This is a genomic window from Amycolatopsis rubida (assembly GCF_900115345.1).
Classification (GTDB): domain Bacteria; phylum Actinomycetota; class Actinomycetes; order Mycobacteriales; family Pseudonocardiaceae; genus Amycolatopsis; species Amycolatopsis rubida.
The window spans coordinates 23,986-46,254 of the sequence record NZ_FOWC01000007.1; the positions used below are offsets into that span (position 1 = coordinate 23,986).

21 protein-coding genes and 2 pseudogenes are annotated in these 22,269 nt (G+C 68.8%); 7 read left to right on the forward strand and 16 right to left on the reverse strand.

The genetic code is table 11. The features are described from left to right. The first annotated feature begins 52 nt into the window (after positions 1–52). The 5 genes from BM362_RS25355 to BM362_RS25375 all read left to right on the forward strand — a co-directional run bounded on the left by BM362_RS25355 (position 53) and on the right by BM362_RS25375 (position 4,919). Entirely contained in the window at positions 53–772 is a 720-nt protein-coding gene (locus tag BM362_RS25355; RefSeq protein ID WP_093574814.1) for a hypothetical protein, read from the forward strand. Positions 773–1,246: 474 nt separating this feature from the next. Beyond that, positions 1,247–2,041, forward strand: a complete 795-nt coding sequence (locus BM362_RS25360) for a hypothetical protein (RefSeq protein ID WP_067585287.1) — start codon at positions 1,247–1,249, stop codon at positions 2,039–2,041. 71 nt (positions 2,042–2,112) lie between these two features. Beyond that, positions 2,113–3,831 carry a fatty acyl-AMP ligase gene (locus tag BM362_RS25365; RefSeq protein ID WP_093574815.1) on the forward strand — a complete coding sequence of 573 codons (1,719 nt, stop codon included), beginning with the start codon at positions 2,113–2,115 and terminating at the stop codon, positions 3,829–3,831. Positions 3,832–3,862: 31 nt separating this feature from the next. Further along, complete coding sequence (locus BM362_RS25370; RefSeq protein WP_093574816.1) at positions 3,863–4,135, forward strand: acyl carrier protein; 273 nt, start codon at positions 3,863–3,865, stop codon at positions 4,133–4,135. A 7-nt stretch (positions 4,136–4,142) separates the two neighbouring features. Next, a complete protein-coding gene (locus BM362_RS25375; RefSeq protein WP_067585277.1) occupies positions 4,143–4,919 on the forward strand; it encodes a hypothetical protein in 777 nt (258 codons plus the stop codon). Positions 4,920–5,116: 197 nt separating this feature from the next. On the opposite strand, the gene BM362_RS25380 is transcribed toward BM362_RS25375, so the two are convergent. Continuing rightward, entirely contained in the window at positions 5,117–5,413 is a 297-nt protein-coding gene (locus BM362_RS25380) for a DUF1905 domain-containing protein (RefSeq protein WP_093574817.1), read from the reverse strand. 269 nt (positions 5,414–5,682) lie between these two features. Here BM362_RS25380 and BM362_RS50685 point away from each other — a divergent pair. After that, a pseudogene (locus BM362_RS50685) lies at positions 5,683–6,056 on the forward strand (hypothetical protein); the annotation flags it as partial. Between the two features lie 181 nt (positions 6,057–6,237). On the opposite strand, the pseudogene BM362_RS46400 reads toward BM362_RS50685, so the two are convergent. The 6 genes and pseudogenes from BM362_RS46400 to BM362_RS25405 all read right to left on the reverse strand — a co-directional run. Next, positions 6,238–6,385: pseudogene (locus BM362_RS46400) on the reverse strand (lysine 2,3-aminomutase); the annotation flags it as partial. 415 nt (positions 6,386–6,800) lie between these two features. Then, positions 6,801–7,592, reverse strand: a complete 792-nt coding sequence (locus BM362_RS25385) for an N-acyl homoserine lactonase family protein (protein ID WP_093574818.1) — start codon at positions 7,590–7,592, stop codon at positions 6,801–6,803. A gap of 20 nt (positions 7,593–7,612) precedes the next feature. Then, positions 7,613–8,707, reverse strand: coding sequence for a Zn-dependent alcohol dehydrogenase (locus BM362_RS25390; protein ID WP_167545426.1), 1,095 nt, complete (start codon positions 8,705–8,707; stop codon positions 7,613–7,615). After that, positions 8,700–10,262 carry a class I adenylate-forming enzyme family protein gene (locus BM362_RS25395; protein ID WP_093574820.1) on the reverse strand — a complete coding sequence of 521 codons (1,563 nt, stop codon included), beginning with the start codon at positions 10,260–10,262 and terminating at the stop codon, positions 8,700–8,702. The genes BM362_RS25390 and BM362_RS25395 overlap by 8 nt, the downstream gene beginning before the upstream one ends. A gap of 29 nt (positions 10,263–10,291) precedes the next feature. Beyond that, positions 10,292–11,458 (reverse strand): CaiB/BaiF CoA transferase family protein, encoded by a 1,167-nt coding sequence (locus tag BM362_RS25400; RefSeq protein ID WP_093574821.1) that lies wholly within the window; start codon positions 11,456–11,458, stop codon positions 10,292–10,294. Further along, positions 11,455–12,906, reverse strand: coding sequence for an aldehyde dehydrogenase family protein (locus tag BM362_RS25405; RefSeq protein ID WP_167545427.1), 1,452 nt, complete (start codon positions 12,904–12,906; stop codon positions 11,455–11,457). The genes BM362_RS25400 and BM362_RS25405 overlap by 4 nt, the downstream gene beginning before the upstream one ends. A gap of 79 nt (positions 12,907–12,985) precedes the next feature. On the opposite strand from BM362_RS25405, the gene BM362_RS46940 reads away from it, so the two are divergent. Then, on the forward strand, positions 12,986–13,579 hold the full coding sequence (locus BM362_RS46940) for a TetR/AcrR family transcriptional regulator (protein ID WP_093575085.1): 594 nt from the start codon (positions 12,986–12,988) through the stop codon (positions 13,577–13,579). A 6-nt stretch (positions 13,580–13,585) separates the two neighbouring features. Here the strand turns inward: BM362_RS46940 and BM362_RS25415 are convergent, their stop codons facing one another. The 9 genes from BM362_RS25415 to BM362_RS25450 all read right to left on the reverse strand — a co-directional run bounded on the left by BM362_RS25415 (position 13,586) and on the right by BM362_RS25450 (position 22,130). Next, positions 13,586–14,536 (reverse strand): alpha/beta hydrolase, encoded by a 951-nt coding sequence (locus tag BM362_RS25415; RefSeq protein ID WP_093574823.1) that lies wholly within the window; start codon positions 14,534–14,536, stop codon positions 13,586–13,588. A 129-nt stretch (positions 14,537–14,665) separates the two neighbouring features. Next, complete coding sequence (locus BM362_RS50010) at positions 14,666–15,034, reverse strand: SDR family oxidoreductase (RefSeq protein ID WP_107309560.1); 369 nt, start codon at positions 15,032–15,034, stop codon at positions 14,666–14,668. Next, positions 15,031–15,285, reverse strand: coding sequence for an SDR family NAD(P)-dependent oxidoreductase (locus BM362_RS50015; RefSeq protein ID WP_107309561.1), 255 nt, complete (start codon positions 15,283–15,285; stop codon positions 15,031–15,033). Before BM362_RS50015 ends, BM362_RS50010 begins: the two co-directional genes overlap by 4 nt. A 107-nt stretch (positions 15,286–15,392) precedes the next feature. Next, the gene (locus BM362_RS25425; protein ID WP_208865335.1) at positions 15,393–16,625 is read right to left on the reverse strand and encodes an MmgE/PrpD family protein; all 1,233 of its coding nucleotides are present in this window, start codon (positions 16,623–16,625) and stop codon (positions 15,393–15,395) included. Positions 16,626–16,775: 150 nt separating this feature from the next. Then, complete coding sequence (locus tag BM362_RS25430; protein ID WP_167545428.1) at positions 16,776–17,618, reverse strand: SDR family oxidoreductase; 843 nt, start codon at positions 17,616–17,618, stop codon at positions 16,776–16,778. Beyond that, on the reverse strand, positions 17,582–18,319 hold the full coding sequence (locus tag BM362_RS25435) for an IclR family transcriptional regulator (protein ID WP_208865336.1): 738 nt from the start codon (positions 18,317–18,319) through the stop codon (positions 17,582–17,584). The genes BM362_RS25430 and BM362_RS25435 overlap by 37 nt, the downstream gene beginning before the upstream one ends. A gap of 55 nt (positions 18,320–18,374) precedes the next feature. Then, complete coding sequence (locus BM362_RS25440) at positions 18,375–19,049, reverse strand: nitroreductase (protein ID WP_093574825.1); 675 nt, start codon at positions 19,047–19,049, stop codon at positions 18,375–18,377. A gap of 205 nt (positions 19,050–19,254) precedes the next feature. After that, positions 19,255–20,649 carry an MmgE/PrpD family protein gene (locus BM362_RS25445; RefSeq protein ID WP_093574826.1) on the reverse strand — a complete coding sequence of 465 codons (1,395 nt, stop codon included), beginning with the start codon at positions 20,647–20,649 and terminating at the stop codon, positions 19,255–19,257. A 17-nt stretch (positions 20,650–20,666) separates the two neighbouring features. Then, positions 20,667–22,130 carry an aldehyde dehydrogenase gene (locus BM362_RS25450; protein ID WP_093574827.1) on the reverse strand — a complete coding sequence of 488 codons (1,464 nt, stop codon included), beginning with the start codon at positions 22,128–22,130 and terminating at the stop codon, positions 20,667–20,669. Between the last annotated feature and the right edge of the window lie 139 nt (positions 22,131–22,269).

The following is a 22,269-nucleotide window of genomic DNA, read 5'->3' on the forward strand; positions in this document are numbered from 1 at the left end:
CCGATGTCAGCGCGAACCGGGGCGGCGCGGTGTCCGGGCGGACGGTTGCCGGATGCCGGTGGAGTTCGCCGGGATCATGCGCAATCCGTTGGCCGCAGCGAGGTCCTCGAACAGGCCGGCTTCACCTGGGACGGGTCACGGCTGGCGGAAGAGACGCGAGCACCTCGCAGCGGGTGGTGGGCCGCCGTTACACGCGAGCCTGGACGGCTCTGTCGCCCGCGGCGGGCCGCGCACCGTCCGGGGCGCGGAAGCCGGCCGCGACAACGACGTCACCCCGCCGCGGTTCCCCGGCCTGCACTGCAACTACCACCGCTACCTCAGCGCCGACCCGGTCGGGCTCAACGACGGCAAGGGGACGTTCGGCAAACAGGACATGCGGTTCGGAAACCAGCCCCGGACCGCGGCCGGGCAGAAGAAGTCCGGCGATTTCCAGAACTTCATCCACCATAATAAGCGGCATCCGAAGAAGGCCGGGGAAGCCGGCGACCTGAACGGCAAACAGCTGAGCGGGAAGCAGCGGGCTACTTTCCGGGTTCTGGACGACGAGAAGCGGGTCGAGCGGATTCAGCTCGGCGGGCGCACCTGGCGGAGAGCCGCCGCCGGGCCGGGACAGAACAATGTCCGCGGCCGGTGCCGCCGAGTTTCCGGTAACCGCGCGACGGGGTTCGGCGCGGATATCCCTTCGCGAGAGCCCGCGGCGCGCCACTCGGTTGGAGCAGGCTCTGCTCCAATTCGGGGAGCCTGCCGGAATATGCATTTCGCACCCGAGTGAATTACCCGGGTGCGTCCGGGTCCCCATCGCGCGCGGTCGAGGAGTTCTTCGCTGAGCGATGTCGCCGGGGAGCGGCCCGCGAAGGGCTCGATCCGGTGAATCCCGGCCGGCGCGGGGGAAGCCGGGCGACGCGATGCCCGGTAGTCGGCGGGCACTCGGACGGATGCACTTAATGGCATTCGTGGCAATGGTCTTTCCCTGTCCTCTCTCGGGAGAGGAGCATGTTCAATCGCGGCGCTGAGGCGTGGGCGGATCGAAAATCGCTGAGAGGTGTTGTCATGGAATAGGCCACTGCGCCTGCGTTTGCGGCCGCGGGTCGCGCGGATTCGGTTGTTGGCATCACGTTTATTGCGCTGGATTCTCGCCCGTTCGCCGACCCGCGCACGCCGCCTGGTGGAATATTCTCCTCTGAGTTTTCCGCGATTTCGCGCCGCGAGCAGTCGAACCCTTTTCACCCGTGGACAAGGAGCAGTCATGACCGAGATCAGCCAGTCCCATCTGAGCCGGGAGTCCCTGGAGATCGCGCTGTGGCAGACGTCGTTCCCCGAACTGGAGGCCGCGGCGAGGTCCGCGCTTGAGGACTTCGACCCGGACAGCAACGCCCAGGGGGTGGGCAACAAGGCGGCGGGGGACAACAGTTTGCTGCCCGGCCTGGGGCCGCTGTCGACGTTCGGTTCGTGGGAGTCGGTCGGCAGCACCATCGTGCACCGGGCGGTGACCCTCAGCGGCTTCAACCCGGGGAGCGAGGCATTCGACCCGGTCGCCTGGAATATTTTCCTGCAGAAATTCTCCACGATTCCGTTCTTCCTGACCTACACCTTCGACAACCGCGACGCGTCCATCAGCAAGACCTCGTTGAAAAAGGCGGTCGACGCGGTGTCGGACCTGGTCGAGAACATCATGACGCCGGAGAACTTCCAAGGCATCGTGACCACCATCCAGAAGATCGGCCAGCTCGCGCTCGAGAACGAGGGGAGAAAACAGAAGAACTCCAACCAGCAGGTCGGGGTCCTGTCGCGGCATCAAAGCTCGCTTTACCTCGGAGCGGTCCGGACCGCGGTGGAGATGGAGTACAAATCAGGCAAGGGGTACGAGCAGCTGAATCAGTCTATTTACGTCTACCGCGGCTATGGCGTGCTCGACTTCGAGAAGTGCAAGCGCCACGCCGACACGCTGCTCAAGTGGGACGGCCAGGACGTGGACGACTGGGAGAAAGACACGGCCAGCGCCCCGAAGCCGCCCAACGAGAGCCCCGCCTGGAAGCACTGAGCCGGTTCTTCCCGTGTTCCGCGGGCTCCCGGGGCCGCTGCCCCGGGAGCCCTTGACCCCAGGCAGGTCCCATGGTCTTTCCGCAATCGCCGCCTCGCGAGCGAGCGACGGCCTCGACCTTCGCCGAGATCCTCGCCGAGAACCTCGGCCATCCGGACGGAGGTTGCACCTTCGTCCAAGAGGACGGGCACGAGCATTTCGTGAGCTGGTCCGAGCTGTCGCGGGAGGCTCTGCGCCGGGGGCGGCAGCTGCTCCGGAGCGGCCTGCGCAAGGGAGACCGGGTCGCGCTCGTCGTCCCCGGGCAGCAGGAGTTCGTCCTCGCCTTCCTGGGCGCGGTCTCGGCCGGTGTCGTCCCGGTCCCGATGAGCCCGCCGATGGGCCTCGGCAAGTTCGAGGCGTACTGCGAGGACGCCGTGCACATCCTCCGCGCGGCGGGAGCACGCGCACTCCTGATGCCCCGGAACCTGGCGGGTCTGCTGAACCCGCTCCGGCACGCTGTGGACGGGATGCAGGTCCTCGATCCAGAGGAGTTCTTCGCCGAACCCTTGCCGGGCAATGCGCCCCAGCCCGAGGAGATCCTCCCCGAGGACGTGATGTTCTTGCAGTTCACCTCGGGCAGCACGGCGGCGCCCAAAGGAGTACGCGTCACGCACGCCAGCGTGCTCGCCAACTGCGCGGCCATCATCGGCGCCCTTCGCCTCGAACGCGGACGAGACCGGGGCGTGAGCTGGTTGCCGATGTACCACGACATGGGGCTGGTCGGTTTCGTGCTGGCACCGCTGCTGGCACGCTGCCCGGTGACCTTCCTGCCGACGCTGCGCTTCGCGCTCTCGCCGAGGCTCTGGCTGGAAACGGTGAGCCGCCACCGCGCGACCGTGACCTTCGCGCCCAACTTCGGCCTGGCGCTGGCGGTCAAGCACACTCCGGCCGACGAGGTGCGGCGGCTGGATCTGTCCTGCCTGAGAGTGGTGGGCTGCGGCGCCGAACCCAACCATCCCGAGACGCTGCGGTCCTTCGCGACGCACTTCGCGGCGGCAGGACTGCGACCGGGGACGGTGGTGCCGTGTTACGGCATGGCGGAGGCGACGCTCGCGATCTCGTTCGGCGAGATCGGAGTTCCGCTGGAACCGGACGTCATCCAGAAGGAGCCCTACCACACGCGCGGCCTCGCGCGGCCCGCCTCGGCAGCCGCCGAGGAGCAGGTGGCGTTCGTGCCCTGCGGGCGTCCCGTCGCGGGCCACCGCGTCCTCGTCGTGGACGACGACGGGAATCCGCTCCCGGAGCGGCACATCGGCGAGGTGGTCTTCCAGGGGCCGAGCGTGGCGGCGGGGTATCACGGCGACGCCGAGGCGACCCGGCGGAGCTTCACGCCTCGCGGCCTGCGCACGGGGGATTGCGGCTACCTGGCGGACGGCGTCCTCTACGTGACGGGCCGGAAGAAGGACCTGCTCATCGTCAACGGGCGCAATCACGATCCCCAGACGGTGGAGTGGACCGCGGCCGAGGTGCCCGGCTTGCGCAAGGGCAACGTCGTGGCCTTCACCCGGCCCGGCCGGGCGACCGAGGAGGTCGTGATCGTCGCCGAACTCCGCAGCGGCGACGCCGCCGCGGTGGCGAGGCGGGTCCGCAGTCGCATTCAGACGAAGCTGTCCCTGCCCGTGGCCGAGGTCCTTCTCGTGGCGCCAGGGGAACTGCCCAAGACGTCCAGCGGCAAGGTCCGGCGGAGCAAGACGCGGCAGCACTATCTCCGGGGAGTTCTCCACCGCGGAGCGCCTTCCCCGACGAGCTGAACACAGTCCACACCCCTTGAGAGGAGCAACCATGGACACCCGGCTGACCCCCCGAGAGCGAGAGCAGCTGTACTCCCTGATCCGCGAGAAGCTGGAACCCGGCGGTGCGGAGCTCGACGACACCACGATGGTGGGAGAGCTGCCCGGGGTCGACTCCGTGAAGCTTCTCAGCCTGGTGGGCGCCGTCGAGCTGGGCTTCCGGGTCAACCTGGGCTTCGAGGCGATCCCTCAGGTGCGGACAGTGCACGACATCGAGCAGTTGATCTGCGATTCGCGCGAGCGGTACGCCGCGCGGGCGTCGTGAGCCGGCTGTGTGCACTCCGAGTGAGGAGCAGTCGCGGCGGGAAGCGTTCGAGATCGCCATGTGGGCGGAGGGCGGGCCGGACGTGCTGGGCTCCGGCAGCAGCGACCCCGACGAGGAGGCAGGGATCGGCAACGCCTGCGGCGGGGACAACAGCGGTCTGCCGGACCTGGGACCGCTGGCTCCCTTCGGCTCGTGGCAGTCGGTCGCTGCCACCATCATGCGCAAGACCGCGGACTCCGCTCGCTTCGACGAGTCGTCCACGGTATTCGATCTCGTGCGGTGGATCGTCTTCGGAAACCAGTTCACCACCATGCCGTTCCTCACCGGCATCACCGGAGACAGCCGCAGCGTGTCCATCTCGTCGCTTTCCTTGTCGCCGGCCATTTCGGCAGTGACCGAGCTGGTCGGAGGACTGGTCACCCCGGACACGCTCACCGGCATCGTCAACTCCATCAAGAAGATCGGCCAGCTGGCGGTCGAGAACAGGGGGCTGCGGGAGAAGAACAGCAACGTGCACCAGGGAGTCCTGACCGTGGTGAACGGAGACCTGCGCCTCGGGCGGCTCCAGACCACGGTCCAGATGGAGTACCGGACAGGCAAGGGATACCAGCAGCTCAACCAGCACCTGACGGTCAGCCGCCTTTTCGGCACTCTCGACTACGGCCTCTGCGTCCGCAACGCCGAGATCCTGCTCGCCTGGGACAGACAGGACGTGGACGACTGGGTGAAGGGTGCCTCGAGTTCTCCCTATCCGCCTAACGACAGCCCCGCGTGGGGCAACTGAGCCGGCGCATCGTCGTTCAGGGGCAGGTCCGTGTTCGTCAGGCAAGGGCGCGAACCGAGGCCGTCGCGCAGCCGCTGCGCTGCGGTTTACCCGGTAACGAGCGCGTGTGCCGAGAGACGCGGTCCGCCGGAGGAACCTGTGCAATGGGCGGCTTTCCGCACCGCGGTGCGAACGCGGTCAAACCGGCTTCGGGGAGATCAGAGATCGAGAACCGTCACGGTCACCCGGGCGATGTCGCCGGGATCGAGGTTCTCGGCTTTCCGTACCGCGCGTTTGACCGGCAGCACGTAGCCGCGTGTGCTGTCCGGGAAGATCGACGTCCGCCAGATCGTGGCACCGACCCGGACCTGCACGCGCAAAGATCCGAACCCCCGGCGCGGCCCGCCCAGTTCGCGGATTTCGTCCGAGATGTCGCCGGGCAGGCTGACGAAAGTCCAGGTCTCGGTCCGCCGCGCGTCCCAGATCCACAGTTCGGCGTCGAAGTGCACTTCCATGTCACCAGCTTCGCACGCGGCACCGACAGTTCCGCGCTGTCGAGCAGGCGGCCCTGGCAGGTGCTGCGAACGTCCGTGAGGAGAATTCTGACTCTCTCAGAGGGCGTTTTGACACGGTGTCGGCTGGTCACGGATGCGGGGTCGTCGCGGGCGTGTTGCCCGGTGGTTGTCTACGCCAGTCCGCCTGCCAGAAGCTCGTGTGTGATTGTCGCCTGCCTGTTCCTGCTCGTCGTGCCGCGCCGCCGTGTCCCGGGTACCCGTCCTCGTCGATGACCGATGCGCAATGGGCACTGCTGGCACCGTTGCCTCCCGCGCCGGGTCGTGCTGGACGGCGTGTTCCGCCGCTGGGTCCGCGCCGGCGCCTGGCGCGGAATCCACGACGCCCTGCGCGACCGGACCGCCGCCAGCGCGGGCTGCGACGCGGGCAAGAAAACCAGAGGACGCAAACGGCACATCGCCACCGACACGACCACCGGATTCGTCCTCCTGCCCCGCAGACGGGCCGTCGAACGAACACTCGGCTGGATCGGCAAACACCGCCGCTGCGCCCGCGACTACGAAACCCCTTCCCCAACACCACGACAACATGATCCACATCGCCATGATCATGACCATGCCCCGACGACTCACCCGCACCGCAAACCGAAAACCCCACTTCCCCAACGCCCTCTCAGAGTTCTCCTCACGGACAGCGAGCGGGCCCCGTTCGCCCACCGACGCAGCCCTCGCTACTGAGAAACCCCGCGCACTGAGCGCATTCGTCGCAGCCGGATCAGAGCCAGCGCTCCTTCTGGCCGGCCCGCCACTTCTGCCCGGCCTCAGGCAGCGTCTGGACCCTCGCGCTCGATCCCGGTCCGGTAGTTCTTCGTCCAGTACGAGATCCCCCGGTCCCGGTCGTACTCGGCGAGCCGGTGCACTCACCGCTTCCCCGGCGTACGGAACGCGGCACACAATCCGCAGCGTCGCATACCCCAGCTTCGTGCACGGAAACCCACCGATGCTCCGCATTTGGTGTCTGATCGGGCTGAAATCAGACTGCGACAACGCCGCTGAGCAGCCGCGTTTCCCTGTGGTGACGTCCATAACGGACTGCTGGGACGGGTGCGGAACAGTAACGAGGTCATCCTCGGCCCACGCCCGGCTCCCTGGCTGGTATTCGATCAAATCTCAGGTTCCGCCATTGGCTCGTGCTGTCCTGGGAAGCAGAGAGAACCGCGCAGGAGTTCGGACTCGCAGGGTGGCCCTCACCTCGCGTGCGCCGCTTGGGACGTGCGTCGCCAGCCGCGGTGACGGATGGGCTGGTGGAATTGCCGCGGGCCAGGCAAGCGAATGACGAAACCGTTGCTGGGCCGCCGTATTGGGTGGCGGATCCGGCCGGTGGGGCTGGTCAGGCGACCTGGCGTCCGTGGGGCCGGTTGCGGGTCCAGTCGTCGGGGTCGTGGTTGACCCAGACCGTCGTGTCCGGCCTGCTGGCGAGCAGTTTCAGCTTGCGCAGGCCATTTTCCTTGTCGAGGTTGGAGACGTCCAGCGGCATGCCGGTGATCTGGTCGATGTTGCTGCGCAGATGGGCGGCGTCGCTGCTCAGGACCAGCTGCTTGCCGTCGGGCAACCGCACTTGCAGTCCGAGCGTGCCGGGGGTGTGGCCGGGCAGGGACAGGATCGTCACGCTGCCGTCGCCGAAGACGTCGTGGTCGTAGCCGCGGGGGAGTTCGAGCCAGTCGATCCGGCTCGCCGCGTCGAGGTCGTGCTCTCGGAACATGGCGGCGTCGAGTGCGCGCGGCGTGCGGGCGTAGCGCAGTTCGTCGGCTCCGACGAAGCCTTGCGCGCCGGGGAACAGGTCGAGGCCGCCGGTGTGGTCGAAGTGCAAGTGCGAGATGACGATCTGCCGGACGTCCTTGGCGGTGAAGCCGATCGACTCCAGTTGGGTGTCCAGCCGATGGTCCTCGGGGAATCGGATGTCGAAGGCTTCGGCGAGGGGGCCGTAAGCGCGGGCGGGGTCACCGGCGGCGGTGCTGTCGAGTCCGGAGTCGAACATGAGCAGGCCCAGGTCGTGCTCGATCAGGAACGCCGGGATCGGTACCGCGAGCTGGGTGCCGCCGGTGCCGAGCTGGAACAGGCCGCAGTCGGTGGCGATGGTGGGGGCGTCGAGTGCCCAGAGGTGCTTGACGGTGCCGGACACGGAGGTCTCCTTCGGGCTGTTCAGGCGACGACGACGGCGCGGGCGCCTTGTTCCGCGGCGCAGTAGTCGACGGCTTTGGCGATGTCGGTGAAGGCGAAGGTTTCGGTGACCAGCTGGTCGAGGTGCAGGGCACCGCTCCGGTACAGCTCGACCAGACGCGGGATGTCGCGTTTGACGTGCGCTGATCCGTACAGACAGCCCTTCACCGTCTTGCCCGCCATGACGACGTTGCCGAAGACCTCGTCGATGCCGACGCCTGGTCCGGCGCCGACCAGGACCGTCGTGCCGCCGCGGCGTGCCATGGCGATCGCCTGCTGCACGGTTTCGTGTCGTCCGGCCACCTCGATCACGACGTCCGCGCCGCGACGTCCGGTGCGTGCTTGCACCTGCTTGACGACGTCGGGGCCCGCGGTCAGGGTGTGGGTGGCGCCGAGTTCGGAGGCCAGTGCCAGGCGGTCAGCGTGCACGTCGACCGCGATGATGGTGGTGGCTCCGGCGATTCGGGCTCCTTGCACGGCATTGAGTCCGACACCGCCACAGCCGATGACCGCGACGGTGTCGCCCACGCGTACGTCGCCGGTGTGGACAGCGGCGCCGAATCCGGTGAGGACCCCGCAGCCGAGCAGGGCAGCGGAGGCGATCGGGATGTCGTCGGGAATCTTGATCGCGGCTCCGGCGGGCACGACGGTCCGTTGCGAGAAGCTGCCCAACCCGCAGAACTGGCGGACGGGGGCGCCGTTCAGGCTCATCCGGGTGCTTCCGTCGACCATGGTGTGCGCGCCGAGCATGGTCCGGGGACGGCCGCACAGGTGCTGTTCGGCTCGCTGGCAATAGAAACAGCTGCCGCAGCTGGCCAGCCAGGACAGCACTACGTGATCACCGGTCTTCAGGTCCTCGACGCCGGCGCCGACCTCGACGACCACGCCCGCGCCTTCGTGGCCGAGGACCAGCGGTACCGGCGCGGGGAGCTTTCCGGTGAAGACGCCGACGTCGGATTGGCACACGCCGGTGGCGCGTACTTCGACGACGACCTCTCCCGGGCCGGGGTCGGCCAGCGTGATCTCGGTGATCCGAAGGGCAGAGCCCGCCTTCTCGAGCAGCGCGGCTTCAGTCATTTCGCTTGCCTCCATAGGTTGTGCGGAGAACGCTCTTGAGCACCTTTCCGCTGGCGTTGCGCGGCAGGTCGCCCACGAAGTGGAAGTGCTGGGGAACCTTGTATTTGGCCAGTCGTTCCGCCAGCCACCGGCGTAGTTGCTCGGCGTCGGCCGGGCGGCCTTCGGCGGGTACGACGATCGCCGCGCCGGTCTCGACGTACCGGGGGTCGGGGACGCCGATCACCGCGGCGTCGGCGACATCGCGGTGGCCGGTCAGGACCATCTCGACTTCGGCCGGATAGACATTCTCGCCGCCGCTGCGGTACATGTCCTTGGCCCGCCCGGCGATCGTCAGGAAGCCGTCTTCGTCGACGCTGCCCAGATCGCCGGTGTGACACCACCCGTCGACGAAGGTCGCCTCGGTGGCATCCGGAAGATTCCAGTACCCGATGCTCACCCCGCCGCTGCGGACGCAGATCTCGCCGACTTCCCCGCTGCCGGTGGGTGTTCCGTCCGGCCTGATCACCTTCACCTCGGTCATTGCCTGCGGGCGGCCGATGCTGCTTTCGCGGCCGCGCGCCATCGCGAATTCCAGGCTGGTGCTCACCGCGCCGCCTTCGGTGAGGCTGTAGGACTGCACCAGTTCGACACCGGGGAGCCGTCGTTCCATCTCGTCGTAGATCCACGGCATGACGACGTCGCCGCCGGTGACGATCCGGCGCAGTGCGGCGGGGACGAGAGTTTCGACCGCGTCCATGTGCAGCAGGTCGGCGAGCATGAACGGGTAGAGGAGCATGGACGTCGTGCCGTTGTGGCGGGCGACTTCGAGGAACCGTTCGCAGGTGAAGTTGCCGGAGGGGAAGGTGACTGCCGTGCCGTGTGCGAGCAGCGCGGGCAGCAGCAGCACTTCGAAGCCGCCCGCGTGGAAGAGCGGTCCGCTGGTCTGGGCGACGGTGCGCTCGTCGATGCGCCACCGTTGCGCCTGGACGGACCCGATCCACAACGCGTTGCCGTGGGAGAACAGCACGCCTTTCGGCCGTCCCGTCGTACCGGACGAGTACATCAGCGATACGGGGTCGTCGACGTTCAGTTCGGGGAAACCGGAGGCGTCGGACTCCTGGGCGGCGAACACCGGCAGGGGAGTGGCCCAATCCGGGCCAGCGCCGGTCGAGGGGCGCGAAACATAGACGGTGACCGCGATGCCGTCGCGGATGCTCTCGATGACCGGCGCGAACTCGGCGTCGAACAACAGCAGGCTCGCGCTCGAATCGCTCAAAGCGAACTCGAGTTCGGGGCCGGTCAGCCGCCAGTTGAGGCGAACGGCGATGCCGCCTACGCGCCCGATCGCGAGGTACAGCGCGATGTAGTCGACGCAGTTGCGCAGCAGGAGCCCGATCCGGTCGCCTTTCCGCACCCCCGCTCGTTGCAAGGCACGGGCGTAGCGCAGTTCCCTCGCCCGGAGTTCCGTCCAGGACACCGCGGGCTCGCCGCCCAGGACGACAGCCGGGCGGCCGGGGTCGATCGGCGGCAGCTGGCCGGCGATCGAATCGGTGACGTAGTTGAGGCTCATCCCCATCGATGACTCCCGTGTCTCGCGTCGGACGGCTAAACGATCGCTCCGGAGGCGCGCAAAGCGGCCACCTCTTCCGCGGTGAGGCCCCAGTCGCGCAATGCGGTGCCGGTGTCGGCTCCGGCGGGCACCGCCGGGCCTTGGACGGCGCCCGGGGTTCGGCTGAACCGTGGCGCAGGGGCGGGCTGCAGCACGCCGTCGACCGGAACGAAGCTCTTCCTGGCCGCCGCGTGTTCGTGACGCAGTGCCTCGTCGAGGTCGAGGACCGGTGTCGTGCACGCTTCCCGGCCGTCGAACCGGGCTTCCCAGTCGGTCCGCGAACGACTGCGGAAGACCGCGGCGATCGTCGCGTGCAGCGACGGCCACTCGGCGCGGTTCCATTGCCGCGCGGTGAGTTCCGGCGCCAGTTCGAGCACCGCGAGCAGTTCCGCGAAGAACTTGGCCTCGATCGCGGCGACAGCCATCCAGCCGTGGTCGGAGGTCTCGTAGACGGTGTAGAACGGCGCCCCGCCGTCGAGGGTGTTGCTGCCTCGCTCGGGCGTGAGCATCCCGGCTTGGCGCTGTCCGTAGAAGACGCCGCCGAGCAGGGCGATTCCGTCCAGCATCGACGCGTCCACGACCTGGCCGGGGCCGCCGTCGCGGGCTTCCCACAGGGCGGCCACCAGGCCCATGGCGAGCATCAGCCCGCCACCGGCGTAGTCGCCGAGCAGGTTGAGCGGGATCGCCGGCGGTCCGCCCGCGGGTCCCATCGTCGCGAGCAGACCGGACGTCGCGAGGTAGTTGAGGTCGTGTCCGGCGGTCTGGCTCAGGGGACCGTCCTGGCCCCAGCCGGTGGCCCGCCCGTAGACCAGGCTGGGGTTGCGTGCGAAGCAGTCCTGCGGGCCTACCCCGAGCCGTTCGGCGACTCCCGGACGATTGCCCTCGATGAGGACGTCGGCCTGTTCGACCAGTCGCAGCACCACATCTACGCCTTCGGGGTGCTTGAGGTCGACCGCGATCGAGCGCCGCCCCCGGTCGTTGACGAAGGCCGGTTGCCGTCCGTTGGCGGCGCCGAGATCGGTGCGCATCGTGCCGACGGCGGCCGGCCGGTCCACCCGCAGCACTTCGGCGCCGAGATCGCTGAGCAGCATGCCGCACCACGGCCCCGGCCCGATCCCGGCGAGTTCGACGACCTTCAGCCCCGCCAACGGCCCCGCCCTCATGCGGCACCGACGAGGATCTGCTTGAGCTCGGTGAACCCGAGAATCCCTTCGGGCCCGGACTCGCGACCCCAGCCCGAGGCCCCGACTCCGCCGAAGGGAGCGCTCATCGCCGGACCGAAGGAGTTGACCGCCACCGCCCCGGCGCGAATCCGGCCCGCGATCTCGATCCCTGCCTCGACATCGGCGGTGTACACCGCACCTGACAGCCCGAAATCGGTGGCGTTGGCCAGCCGGACGGCGTCGTCGATGTCGCGGTACACCTGCACCGCGGTCACCGGCCCGAACACCTCGCGCCGCACCAGTTCGGCGTTCTCGGCGACCTCGGTGAAGATCGTGGGCCGGTGGAACCATCCGGTCTCCAGCCCGGCGGGCCGTCCGCCGCCGGTGACGAGCCGGGCGCCGTCACGACGCGCCCGGGCGACGAAATCTTCGGTGCGGCGCAGCGCCGCCTCGTTGATCAGCGGGCCGACGTGCGTCGCCCGATTGAGCGGATCACCGACGACGAGGCGTTCCCAAGCGGACTTCAGCCGCTCGACGACCTCGTCGTGCCGACGTTCGGAAACCAGGATCCGGGACAGCAGCGCGCACACCTGGCCCGCCCCGTTGGTGGCGCCGGGCACGAGCGCGCGCAGCACCTTGTCCAGGGGCGCGTCGTCCAGGATCACCGCCGGTGACTTTCCGCCCAGCTCCAGTTGAGTGCGCGCGTACCGGCCGCGCGTGACCGCGAGGACGTCTTGCGCCGCCGTGTGCCCGCCGGTCAGCGAAACCAGCTCCACCCGGGAGTCCCGGGTCAGCGCCTGCCCGACGGAGACCGGTCCCGACACGAAGTTCACCGCTCCGGCGGGAAAACCGGCCTGCCGGGCGCATTCCGCCACCAAAGCCATCGTCACCAGGGATTCCGGCGCCGCCTTGACGATCACCGGGCACCCGGCGAGCAACGCTGGAACGACCTTGGACGCCACCGTCACCACCGGACCGTTGTAGGGCAGCATCGCCGCCACGACACCGGCCGGCTCCCGGCGCAGGAGGACGTCGCCGAGTTCCGAGGACCGGCGTCGTTCCCGCAGCATCTCCTCGGCGCCGTCGAGCGCCGATCGCCACGAGGCGAGAGTGCCGAACCGGTGCAGCGCCCTGCCGTGCCGCACCGGCATTCCCGCCTCGACGGCCCATGCCACGTCCAGATCGGCCGCCCGCCGATCGACGTTGTCCAGCCAGCGGGCGCACGCCGCGACCCGGTCGGCCAGGGGAGTGGCGGCCCACGCGCCACGGGCGGAGAACGCGGCGTCGACCGCCGCGGCCGCGTCCTCCGCGGAAGCCTGCCGTGCCGTGCCGACCGGCTTCGCGTCCGAAGGAGACACGACGGTGTGCTCGTCTCCCGTCGCCGTTCTCCATTCGCCGCCGATGAAGACGTCGTCGGTGTGAGGTACCCGTACGCCTGCCGCTTCCACGATTCTCCCGACTGCTAGATTCCCTACAGACGAATAGATAATATATTGTGTGTTCACGGTGGGCAAGCGAGGAGGCCGGATGGAGGACGCGAGCGGCACCGGGACGCGCGCGACGCGCAAGCGCGCCGAGCGGATCCGGCTCATCGAGCACACCGCCGCCCGGCTTTTCGCCGAGCGCGGCTACGAGGCGACGAATTTCGAGGACATCGGCGCTGCCTTGGACCTGCGCGGACCCAGCCTCTATCACTACTTCCCGTCGAAGGAAGAGCTGTTCCTCAGGTGCATGGAGCACGCGGCCGCGGAGGTGTTCCCCCGGCTCGTCGCGATCGCGGAGTCGGGACACCCGCCACGGGAGAGGCTGAGGCTGATGTTCCGGGAGGAAGCCGTGATCACGCTGCGCGAGTATCCCGAGTTCATCCCGCTGTTCCTCAAAGTGCGGGTTCCGGTCGCGGCGCTGGAGTCCCGTCGCGACGAACTCCGGCGCGAGCAGACCATGATCTTCCGGGCCGTGGCGGACGAGCTGGCCGGGGAGAGGCACCTGACCTTGAATCTGGCGCTGGGAGGGCTGGCGCTCATCGGCGAATGGTTCGACCCGGCGGACCGGCTCGGCGTGGACGAGTTCGCCGAGTCGGTGTCCCGCACCCTCGTCGGGCTGTTCGGGGACCGCGGGTGAGCCGCGTCAGCCACCCTGCCCCAAGTGCTTCCGGTAGAACGGGATCAGCGCGTCGAGTGCGATCTTGACCGGCTCGGGCCGGTCGTAGAGGTCGTAGTGCGAGTAGCCCTCGGCCACCACGAGCTGGCGGTCCCGCGATGCCGCGATGCGCCCGTACAGCTCGGTCCCGTCGCGGTAGGAACCGAACGCGCCCGGCTGGTCTCCGACGACGATCAGAGCCGGCTGCGTCAGCAACGTCTCGGCGCGAAGGAACGCATCCCAGTTCAGTGCCTGGTTCAGCGAGCCCAAGTTCATCCGGGCCGCGCCGTTGGGCTTCTCGCCCCGTCCGGTCTTGTAGTAGTCCACGGCTTCGACGATGTCCCGGTCCGCGGCACCGGCTTCGCGTGCCGCGTCGGGGGAGGGCGGCAGCAGTTCATTGACCTGCACGTCGCCGCCGCGGGCTTCCTTGGTGCGCTGGTCGCTGACCTGTTCGAGCAGCTTCACCGGGTCGAACTCGCTGAAGCCCTCCTGCATGAGACGGCCGTAGTTCACCGGCACGACCGCGCCGAGCGCCTTGATCCGGCGTTCGAGCATGGTCGCGTTCGTGGCGTACCCGCCACCACCGCAGATGCCGAGGACGCCGATCCGGTCCGCGTCGACGTAGTCCAGCGTCACGAGGTGGTCGACGACGTGGGAGAAGTCGGCCACGCGCTGGGTCGGGTCTTCGGTCCAGCGCGGCTCGCCGCCGCTCTCGCCTTGGAAGCTCGCGTCGAAGGCGATGACGACGAAGCCTTCCCGCGCCAGCGCCGGGCCGTAGACATTCCCGGCGGTCTGTTCCTTGCAACTGCCGATCGGGTGGGCGCTGATCACGGCAGGGTAGGTCTTGTTCTCGTCGAAGTCCGGCGGCAGCACCAGGTTCGCCGCGATGTCCCAGTACGGGGCTTTGACGGTGACTCGACGGGTCTCGATCTCGCTCATCAGTCTCTTCTCCTCGGGGGTGGCTTCCTTGAGTTCGAGCCTGCCCGCTCTCGCCACGCTGAGACAGATGCTCCTGTCAGGGGGTACTGGCGACCCCTGCCTGAGAGAGTGCTTGAGCCGGATCGGGAGCTACCGGATCAGCTCGCCGCCGTTGATGTCCACCGTAGCCCCGGCGATGTAGTCCGACTTCGGGGAAAGCAGGAACAGCACCAGTTCGGCGATGGCGGAGGTCGTGCCGATGCACCGCAGCGGAGTGGCCGCGCGGGCTGCTTCCCGTTTCCGCTCGCCGACGGAACCGCTCAGCGTCGGGGTTTCCACCAGCCCGGGCGCGATCGCGTTGAGGTGCACATTGTCCGGAGCCGCTTCCAGCGCGACCTGGCGGGTGAGGCCGAGCAACGCGGCTTTGGACGCGGAATAGTGCGCGTCGGCGAAGGTGGCGAGGATCCGGCCGACTCGGGAGGAGATGGTGACGATCGTGCCCGATCGCCGTGGCTTCATTCCGGGCAGTGCCTCGTGCGTCCAGGGAACGCGCCGCTGAGGTTCACCCCCGTCAGCCGTGCCCAGCCGTCGGCGATGGACTCGACCGGCCGGGTGACGCTCACCAGTCCCGCGCCGTTGACGAGCACGTCGATCTGCCCGGCGTCCGCGAGGACGGAGGCAGCCGCGGCGCGAGGGTCGGAGACGTCGCACTGGACCGGAACGATCCCCGGTGCGGATTCCGAATCCGGTTCGAGGTCGACCGCGAACACGGATGCTCCCGCGCGGGGCGAGCCGGGCCGAGCTTTCCGCGCCCATGCCCCGGCCCGCTCCGGTGATCACGGCGACTTCGCCCGCGATTTCTTCTGTCATGAGTCCGTCAGTCTTCCGGTGTCAGGGGCAGCAGCAAGGCCGCCAGCACGTCGTCGACCTTCTCCAGCGCCAGAACGTCCTGGATCATCCGGTCTGCTGTCGAACCCTTGAGCGGCAGCACCGAGAACGGCAAGCACATCCGGAACTTGTCCACGAAATCCTGTTCGCTGAAGGGGTTCTTCGGATGGCCCTTCACGTAGACGTGTTCGGTGGCGATCACCCGCCCGTCGCGCAGGCTCGTGGTCAGCCGGGCGCCCCAGTCGGAAACGGACGGATCCTCGACGGCGGAGATCCGGGTCATCAGCTCCCGCACCTCCGGACGCCGCCGTGCTTCGTCCGAATAGGACTGTACGAACACCCGTCGATCGAAAGCGGCAGTGGCCACGGCGTAGGGGAGGCTGAACTGGCATTCCGGGACGGTCCGCGGATCCCACTTCTTGTCGGTCGGCTCGCACACTGCCCGCCAGCCCGAGGTCGAGACTGCGAGGTGGACACTCGCGATGGCCGCGGCGGCGAACTCGTGCGTGCGCATCTGTTCGACGATGCCGTCGATCCAAGAGTGCGAGAAGTAGCAGGCGCTGTAATCTTTGCTGGTGATCTGGGTTGCCGTCCAGTTCCTTCCGAGGCCGCGTGTGATCGCGTCCGGGTTGGTTTCCCAGCGTGCTGTGCGCAGGAAACCATGGGGTCCGGTCAGCACTTCCCGCCGCGGCCCGGTGATGCCGCGGCGGGCGAGCAGGCAGGCCGTGATCGCGGATTGGCACACGAGCCCGTGGTGCACGCGCACCATCAACGTGGCCGGTGCGTAAATGCCCATGGTGTGCGGTTGCGTCATCGTGCGGGCGATGCCCTGGGCGTTCTCCAGTTCCTCCTGGGAGAATCCGAGCAGACTGCCGACCGCGGCGACGGCTCCGAAAATGTAGTGCCCGCCGCAGTCGTTGTCCTTCACCGCTTTGCTGATCATCCGGTACGCCGATCCGATGCGGATCAACGTCTCCTGGCCGATCACCAGCGCGGTCAGGAACTCCGCGCCGGTGACGTCCGGGCGCAGCCCGGTGGCGGCGAGCAGGCTCGCGACGACGTACTCGCTGACGTGCCCGGCTTCCTCGTGCAGATCGCCGCAGTCCATCGCCCTCGGCATCGGGCCGATGGCCAGCGCGGCTTCGGCGGCGGGCACGCGTCCGCCGTAGAACGGCAAGGGCGTTTCCGGTGTGCCGCCCTTTTTCCTGCACCAGGTCCACAATGGCCGGGATGCCGTCCATTCCGGACCCGCCGATCAGGACCGCCATGCAGTCGAGCAGAGTGTGCTTCGCATGCCGGACAACGTCTTCGGGAAGGGTGGCGTAGGTCGTCCGCGCTGCGAACCGGCACAGCGCGCGCATCGGGTCCTCGGTCATTTCAGCGTCTGCCCCGCGTCGATCTTCAGCCCGAGCCCGGTCACGTAGCGCCCCTCGCCGGACGCGCGGAACGCCACCGCGTTGGCGATGTCCTCGGGCTCGACCCACGGCACGTCCATCACCGGGATGGTCGCGGACGGGTCCTTGACCCGGTCCGCCTCCGGGAGGTCCGGTGCGAACAGCGCGTACGTTTCGTCGTTGTGGATCAGCTTCGTGTTGACCGACGTCGGCGCCACGCAGTTGACCCGGATTCCGAACGGGGCCAGCTCCAGCGCTCGCGTCTTCATGAAGCCGACGACGCCGTGCTTGGCCGCGACATACGGCGAAAAGTTCCGCATCCCCTTGATCGCCATCGTCGAACTGGTGAAGATCATCGGGATCGCCGCTTTCGCGGTGTGCCACACGCCTTTGAGCACCACGTCCTGAGTGGTCTGCCATTCGAGGTCGGGGACCTCTTCGCTCAGCCCGTACGACCAGATCCCGGCGTTCGCGACTACCACGTCGAGCCGTCCGAGCTGCCGCACCCCGTCGTCAAGCGCGGCGTTGTGGCGCACGTCGACCTGCGCGGTGACTACCGAGCGTCCCAGACCTTTCACCACGCTCGCGATTTCTTCGAGGTCCGCGGGCGGCGCGACGTTGGTCTCCACCGGGGCCGCGATGACGTCCGCGCCCTCCCGCGCGGTTTCCTGGCATCCGCCCAGCTCCGTTCTCGTCTCCGTTGTCCGGCCCTGAGATTCGTCCGGTTCGGCCCGCGCGGGAAGGGCGTTTCTCGGCTGCCGAGAAACAACCGGCGCGATGGGTCTCAGCCGAGTTCGACGGCTCGCTGGAGCTGCCGCCACTGGTGCCGGTAGGCGCGGGAGATGCCGCGGGCAGTGGTGTGCAGCGCGGGCAGCAGTTCGGCGGGCGCGTATGCGGCGAACGGTACGGTGACGGACAACGCGGCCAGCGCGGTGCGGTCGCCAGCGAGGATCGGGACGGCGACGCCGGTCGAGTCGAGGGAGATCCAGCGGCGCGCGACGACGTGCCCGGCCCGGGGGGCCTCGTGCACGATCCGGGCCACCTCGGCGCGGTCGAGGACGCTGTGCTCGGTGAAGCGGACGAGCTTGGCGGAGGAGAGGATCTCGTCGCGCACGCCCGGCGGGGCGCACGCGACGAGGACAGCGCGCGCAGCCGGACCCCGGGTTGGGTGACGTTGGTGGCACCGGCCTGGCGTGCGGACAGGGTGTCGACGTTGAGCACGTTCCAGGACCGAAAGCAGCGTCGGCGCCTGGACGACGGCGCGCAGGTCCTCCAGGTAGGGGAGAGCGCTCTCGCGCAGGGTCGGCGGCCCGGCCGACCGGGCCGCGATCTCCCAGAGCCGCACTCCGATCCGGATCCGCCGGCCGGCATCGCGGTCGAGGATCCCCAGCCGGGTCAGTTCCGCCACGATGCGGTGCGCGGAAGGCACCGGAATCCCGGTGCACCGGGCGATCTCGGACGCAGTGCGCGCGCTGCCCGTGTCGTTGACGGCATCGAGCACGCGCACGACCCGTTCGATCATCGACTCGCCGCGCGGGCGAGACCGCAGCGGGCAGCAGCACCACCGCGGCCGGTGGTCATTCGCCGGCCCAGGTCACCACTTCCTCCAGCGGCGCACGGGCGGTGCGGTAGCTGTTGGTCGGATGGTCCTCGTCGGGGTAGCCGAACGAGATGCCGAGCAGGATCTTCCGGTCGTCCGGGATGTCGAAGTGCTGCCGGATCAGCGTGGCGTGCCCGGCGAGGGCGGCCTGCGGGATCGCGCCCAGCCCGAGGCTTTGCGCCGCCAGCAGGAAGGTACCGACGTACAGCCCGCTGTCGACGGCGCCGTAGAGGTCGTGCACGACGTCGGTGGTGACGACGGCGACGTGCGGGGCGCCGAAGAAGCGGAAGTTCTCGAACGCTTCCCGGGCGGATGCTTCCCGGTCGCCGCGTTCGATGCCGACGGCTTCGTACAGTTGCCAGCCGCTGGCGCGGCGTCGGTCGCGGTACACGCCGCGGTATTCGGCGGGCGGGGCGAAGTCGAACTTCGGCGGGTTCTCCCGGGCCCACTCGGTCATCGCTTTCCGGAACCGTTCGGTCGCCGCGCCGCTGGTGACGATCACCTGCCAGGGCTGGGTGTTGCACCACGACGCCGTCCGCTGCGCGAGCGCCAGCAGCCGCTCGACGACCGGCCGGGGCACCTGCCGGTCCTGGTAGGCGCGACAGCTCCACCTCGTGACCAGCAGATTCTCGAGTGCCTCGGCAGGGGTCATGCTCGCCAGTCTAGCAAAAATATAAAAAATATTTCTAGTCTGGCTGGGGCGGCGACGAGGTGCCGGGCTCGATCGGAGAGCGGAAGTTTCCGGGCGATCGAGCGGTTCGCGTCGCCCGGCAGACCGGTGGCGAGGCAAGTCACCGATTTCCGCGGCAGACAAGGGAAAAGGCGGCGGGGCCGAGACCCGCCGCCTTTTCGCCGGTTCAGACCCGCAGCAGCTTGGCGAACTCGGCGGCCGGCTGGTCGAGATCGCCGTCCTTGATCGCGTGCAGCAGTGCGGCGCGCTGGTCCTCGCTCAGCGCCGAGGACAGCACGTCGTGGAACTTCGCGTCCAGATCCGCTTGCGACATCGGGTTTTCCGCCGTCCCGGCGGGGTTGTCCACGAACACCTGCTCGCTCGTGCCGTCCTGGTAGGTCACCGTCAGCTCCGCGACCCAGCGCCCGGGGTACTGCTCGTCCAGGTCCGGCCGCACCTCGATTTTCACCTTCCGGGCCAGCGCGGCGACGTCGCTGTCTTCGCCGAGGTCGAGCTTCCCGGCCAGGTACGCCTGATGCGTCGAGAACCCGTTGCCGCGCCCCAGCGTCGACAGCGCGAACTGGAACGGCAGGCTGTACTGGAGGTGCTCGATGATCTTCGGCGCGTACGCGTTGCGGTTCTGGTTGCCGATCACCACGTCCCCGCCGGTCTGGATGCCCAGCAGCACCGAGTCGATCCGGTCCGCGGCTCCGGTCAGCTTGCGAGCGCCGTCGATGTAGGCGTGGTTGATCCCGCAGCAGCAGTAGGGCTTGAGCCAGATGCGGGAGATCTCGAAGGTCTGGCCGAGCCCGAAGGCGGCCGCGGCCTCGTCGCCGACCTCCAGCCCGGCGAAGGTGCGGAAGAAGCCCTTCGAGCCGGTCAGGAAGGTGGCCGGGCCGGTGATCCCGGCTCCGGCTAGTTCGGCCGCGCGGATGCCGCCGCGGGTCCCGATGCCCGAATGCACGCGTTTGATGGAACCGCCGCCGGAGGTGTACTCGGTGGTGCCGGAGGCGTGGCTGAGCGCGATCGAGAGCGCGTGTCCGGTGGTCTCCAGGTCGAATCCGCGCAGTTTGGCGACCACCGCGGCGGCGCCGAAGGTCGACAGCAGACCGTGCGGGTGGAAACCGCGCACGAGGAGATCGGGGTTCGCCAGCTTGCCGATCCGGGTGTAGACCTCGTAGCCCGCGACGATGGCGGTGAGCACGTCGCGCAGGTCGGAGCCGAGTTCTTCGCCGACAGCCAGCGCCGCCGAGATCACGCAGCTGCCCGGATGCGCGGAACTGGACCGGTGCGCGTCGTCGTACTCGAAGCCGTGGCCGAAGGTGGCGTTGAGAAACGCGGCGTCGGCCGCGCTCATCGCGTCGCCGCTCGCGACGACATGCGCAATTCCGGGGACGTGTGCCGCCCTGGTCACTTCGAGCACGGCTTGGCTCCACGGCAGCGCCGCGCTGCCCACCTGGAGGGCGAGCTGGTCCTGCAGCAGCCGACGGGTCCCGGCGACGGCTTCGGCCGGGATCTCCTCGAAGGTCAGGTCGGTGACGAGCCGCGCCGCGGCTTCTTCGACGGGGGAGAAGGTACCCACAGTGGTTGCCTTTCCGATCAGGAGCGGGGGAGGCCGTAGGACTTGAGTTCGACGTAGGCGTCGAAGCCCTCGGGGCCGGCTTCGCGGCCGATGCCGCTGTTCTTGAATCCGCCGATCGGCGCGGTGAAGCCGACCGGGTTGCCGTTGACCTCGACGGTGCCGGTGCGGATCTGCCGGGCGACCGCCAGCGCGTGCTCCGGGTCGGCGGAGAACACCGAACCGTTGAGGCCGTAGTCCGAGTTGTTGGCGATGGCGACCGCCTCGTCCTCGGTGTCGAAGGTGTGCACGGTCAGGACCGGGCCGAAGATCTCCTCCTGGGCGATCTTCGCGCCCGGATCGACGTCGGCGAACACGGTGGGGGAGACGTACCAGCCGCGCTCCAGCCCGTCCGGCCGCCCGCCGCCGATCAGCAGCGACGCGCCGGATGCCTTGCCGTCGGCGAGATAGCCCTCGACCCGGGTGCGCTGCGCCGCGCTGGCGAGCGGGCCGACCTCGGTCGCGGGGTCGAACGGATCGCCGACCGGCATCGACCCGATCAGCTCCACCAGCCGGTCGTGGAGTTCGTCCCGGCGCGAGCGGGCGACCACGACGCGGGTCTTGTTGCTGCAGACCTGGCCGGTGTTGCGCAGCGACACGGCGCGGACGGCGGCGATCGCCGCGTCGAGGTCGGCGTCGTCGAGCAGCACCGCCGCGGACTTCCCGCCGAGTTCGAGCGTGCACCGGCGCAGGTCCTGCCCGCACAGCGCGCCGATCCGCCGCCCGGCCGCGGTGGAACCGGTGAACGACACCTTGTCCACGCCGCGATGCCGGACCAGGTATTCGCTGACTTCCCGCTCCGCCGGAACGATGTTGACGACCCCGTCAGGCAGCCCGATCTCGCTCAGCAGATGGCCGAGCAAGTACGCGTCGAGCGGGGTTTCCGGCGAGGGCTTGAGCACCATGGTGCAGCCCGCGAGCAGCGCGGGCGCCAGCTTGATCATGGTGATGAGCAACGGCGCGTTCCACGGCACGATCGCGGCGACCACGCCGGCCGGCTCCCGCGTGACGAGCGCGTTCCCGGTCGCGGACCGGCGGGTGTCCTGCCACGGGTAGTCCGGCGCGAGATCGAGGAACGCGTCGAGCAGCAGCCGCGGGCCGATCGCCTGCATTTTCGTCGACAGCGTGATCGGGCACCCCATCTCGGCGCTGACCAGCTGTGCGATGTCGGTTTCGTGCTCGGCCAAAGCAGCGCTGAGCTTGCGCAGCACGGCGATCCGCTCTTCGAGCGGCAGGCGGGGCCACCGGCCGTGGTCGAACGCGTGGCGTGCCGCGGTGACTGCCGCGTCCACATCCGATTCGACGCCCTCGGCCACCCGGGCGAGGACTTCCTCCGTGGAAGGGGAAACCACCTCGAAGTGCCGGCCGGAGGCCGGGGCCGCCCATCGCCCGCCGAGGAAAAGCTTGTCGTAGTGGCCTTGCCACAGCTGGGGCTGTGCGGGCATCGGGGCACGCTCCTTGATCGTCCGAGGGACCTGAGTCAGCATACAGAATATAAAATATCTCGACCAGGACCGGGGGACAGCGGGGGCACCTTGACTCGGCACCGGTCAGATAATATAAAATATTATCGCAGTGCACCCT

Excerpts from the sequence above, each read along its gene's own strand:
- BM362_RS25395 (WP_093574820.1), bottom strand. The coding sequence starts at position 10,262 with ATGGGGATGAGCCTCAACTACGTCACCGATTCGATCGCCGGCCAGCTG.
- BM362_RS25380 (WP_093574817.1), bottom strand. The coding sequence starts at position 5,413 with ATGGAAGTGCACTTCGACGCCGAACTGTGGATCTGGGACGCGCGGCGG.
- BM362_RS25370 (WP_093574816.1), top strand. The coding sequence starts at position 3,863 with ATGGACACCCGGCTGACCCCCCGAGAGCGAGAGCAGCTGTACTCCCTG.
- BM362_RS50010 (WP_107309560.1), bottom strand. The coding sequence starts at position 15,034 with ATGAAGCCACGGCGATCGGGCACGATCGTCACCATCTCCTCCCGAGTC.
- BM362_RS25440 (WP_093574825.1), bottom strand. The coding sequence starts at position 19,049 with ATGACCCCTGCCGAGGCACTCGAGAATCTGCTGGTCACGAGGTGGAGC.
- BM362_RS46940 (WP_093575085.1), top strand. The coding sequence starts at position 12,986 with ATGGAGGACGCGAGCGGCACCGGGACGCGCGCGACGCGCAAGCGCGCC.
- BM362_RS25450 (WP_093574827.1), bottom strand. The coding sequence starts at position 22,130 with ATGCCCGCACAGCCCCAGCTGTGGCAAGGCCACTACGACAAGCTTTTC.
- BM362_RS25355 (WP_093574814.1), top strand. The coding sequence starts at position 53 with ATGCCGGTGGAGTTCGCCGGGATCATGCGCAATCCGTTGGCCGCAGCG.
- BM362_RS25435 (WP_208865336.1), bottom strand. The coding sequence starts at position 18,319 with ATGATCGAACGGGTCGTGCGCGTGCTCGATGCCGTCAACGACACGGGC.
- BM362_RS25415 (WP_093574823.1), bottom strand. The coding sequence starts at position 14,536 with ATGAGCGAGATCGAGACCCGTCGAGTCACCGTCAAAGCCCCGTACTGG.
- BM362_RS25365 (WP_093574815.1), top strand. The coding sequence starts at position 2,113 with ATGGTCTTTCCGCAATCGCCGCCTCGCGAGCGAGCGACGGCCTCGACC.
- BM362_RS25400 (WP_093574821.1), bottom strand. The coding sequence starts at position 11,458 with ATGAGGGCGGGGCCGTTGGCGGGGCTGAAGGTCGTCGAACTCGCCGGG.
- BM362_RS25360 (WP_067585287.1), top strand. The coding sequence starts at position 1,247 with ATGACCGAGATCAGCCAGTCCCATCTGAGCCGGGAGTCCCTGGAGATC.
- BM362_RS25390 (WP_167545426.1), bottom strand. The coding sequence starts at position 8,707 with ATGACTGAAGCCGCGCTGCTCGAGAAGGCGGGCTCTGCCCTTCGGATC.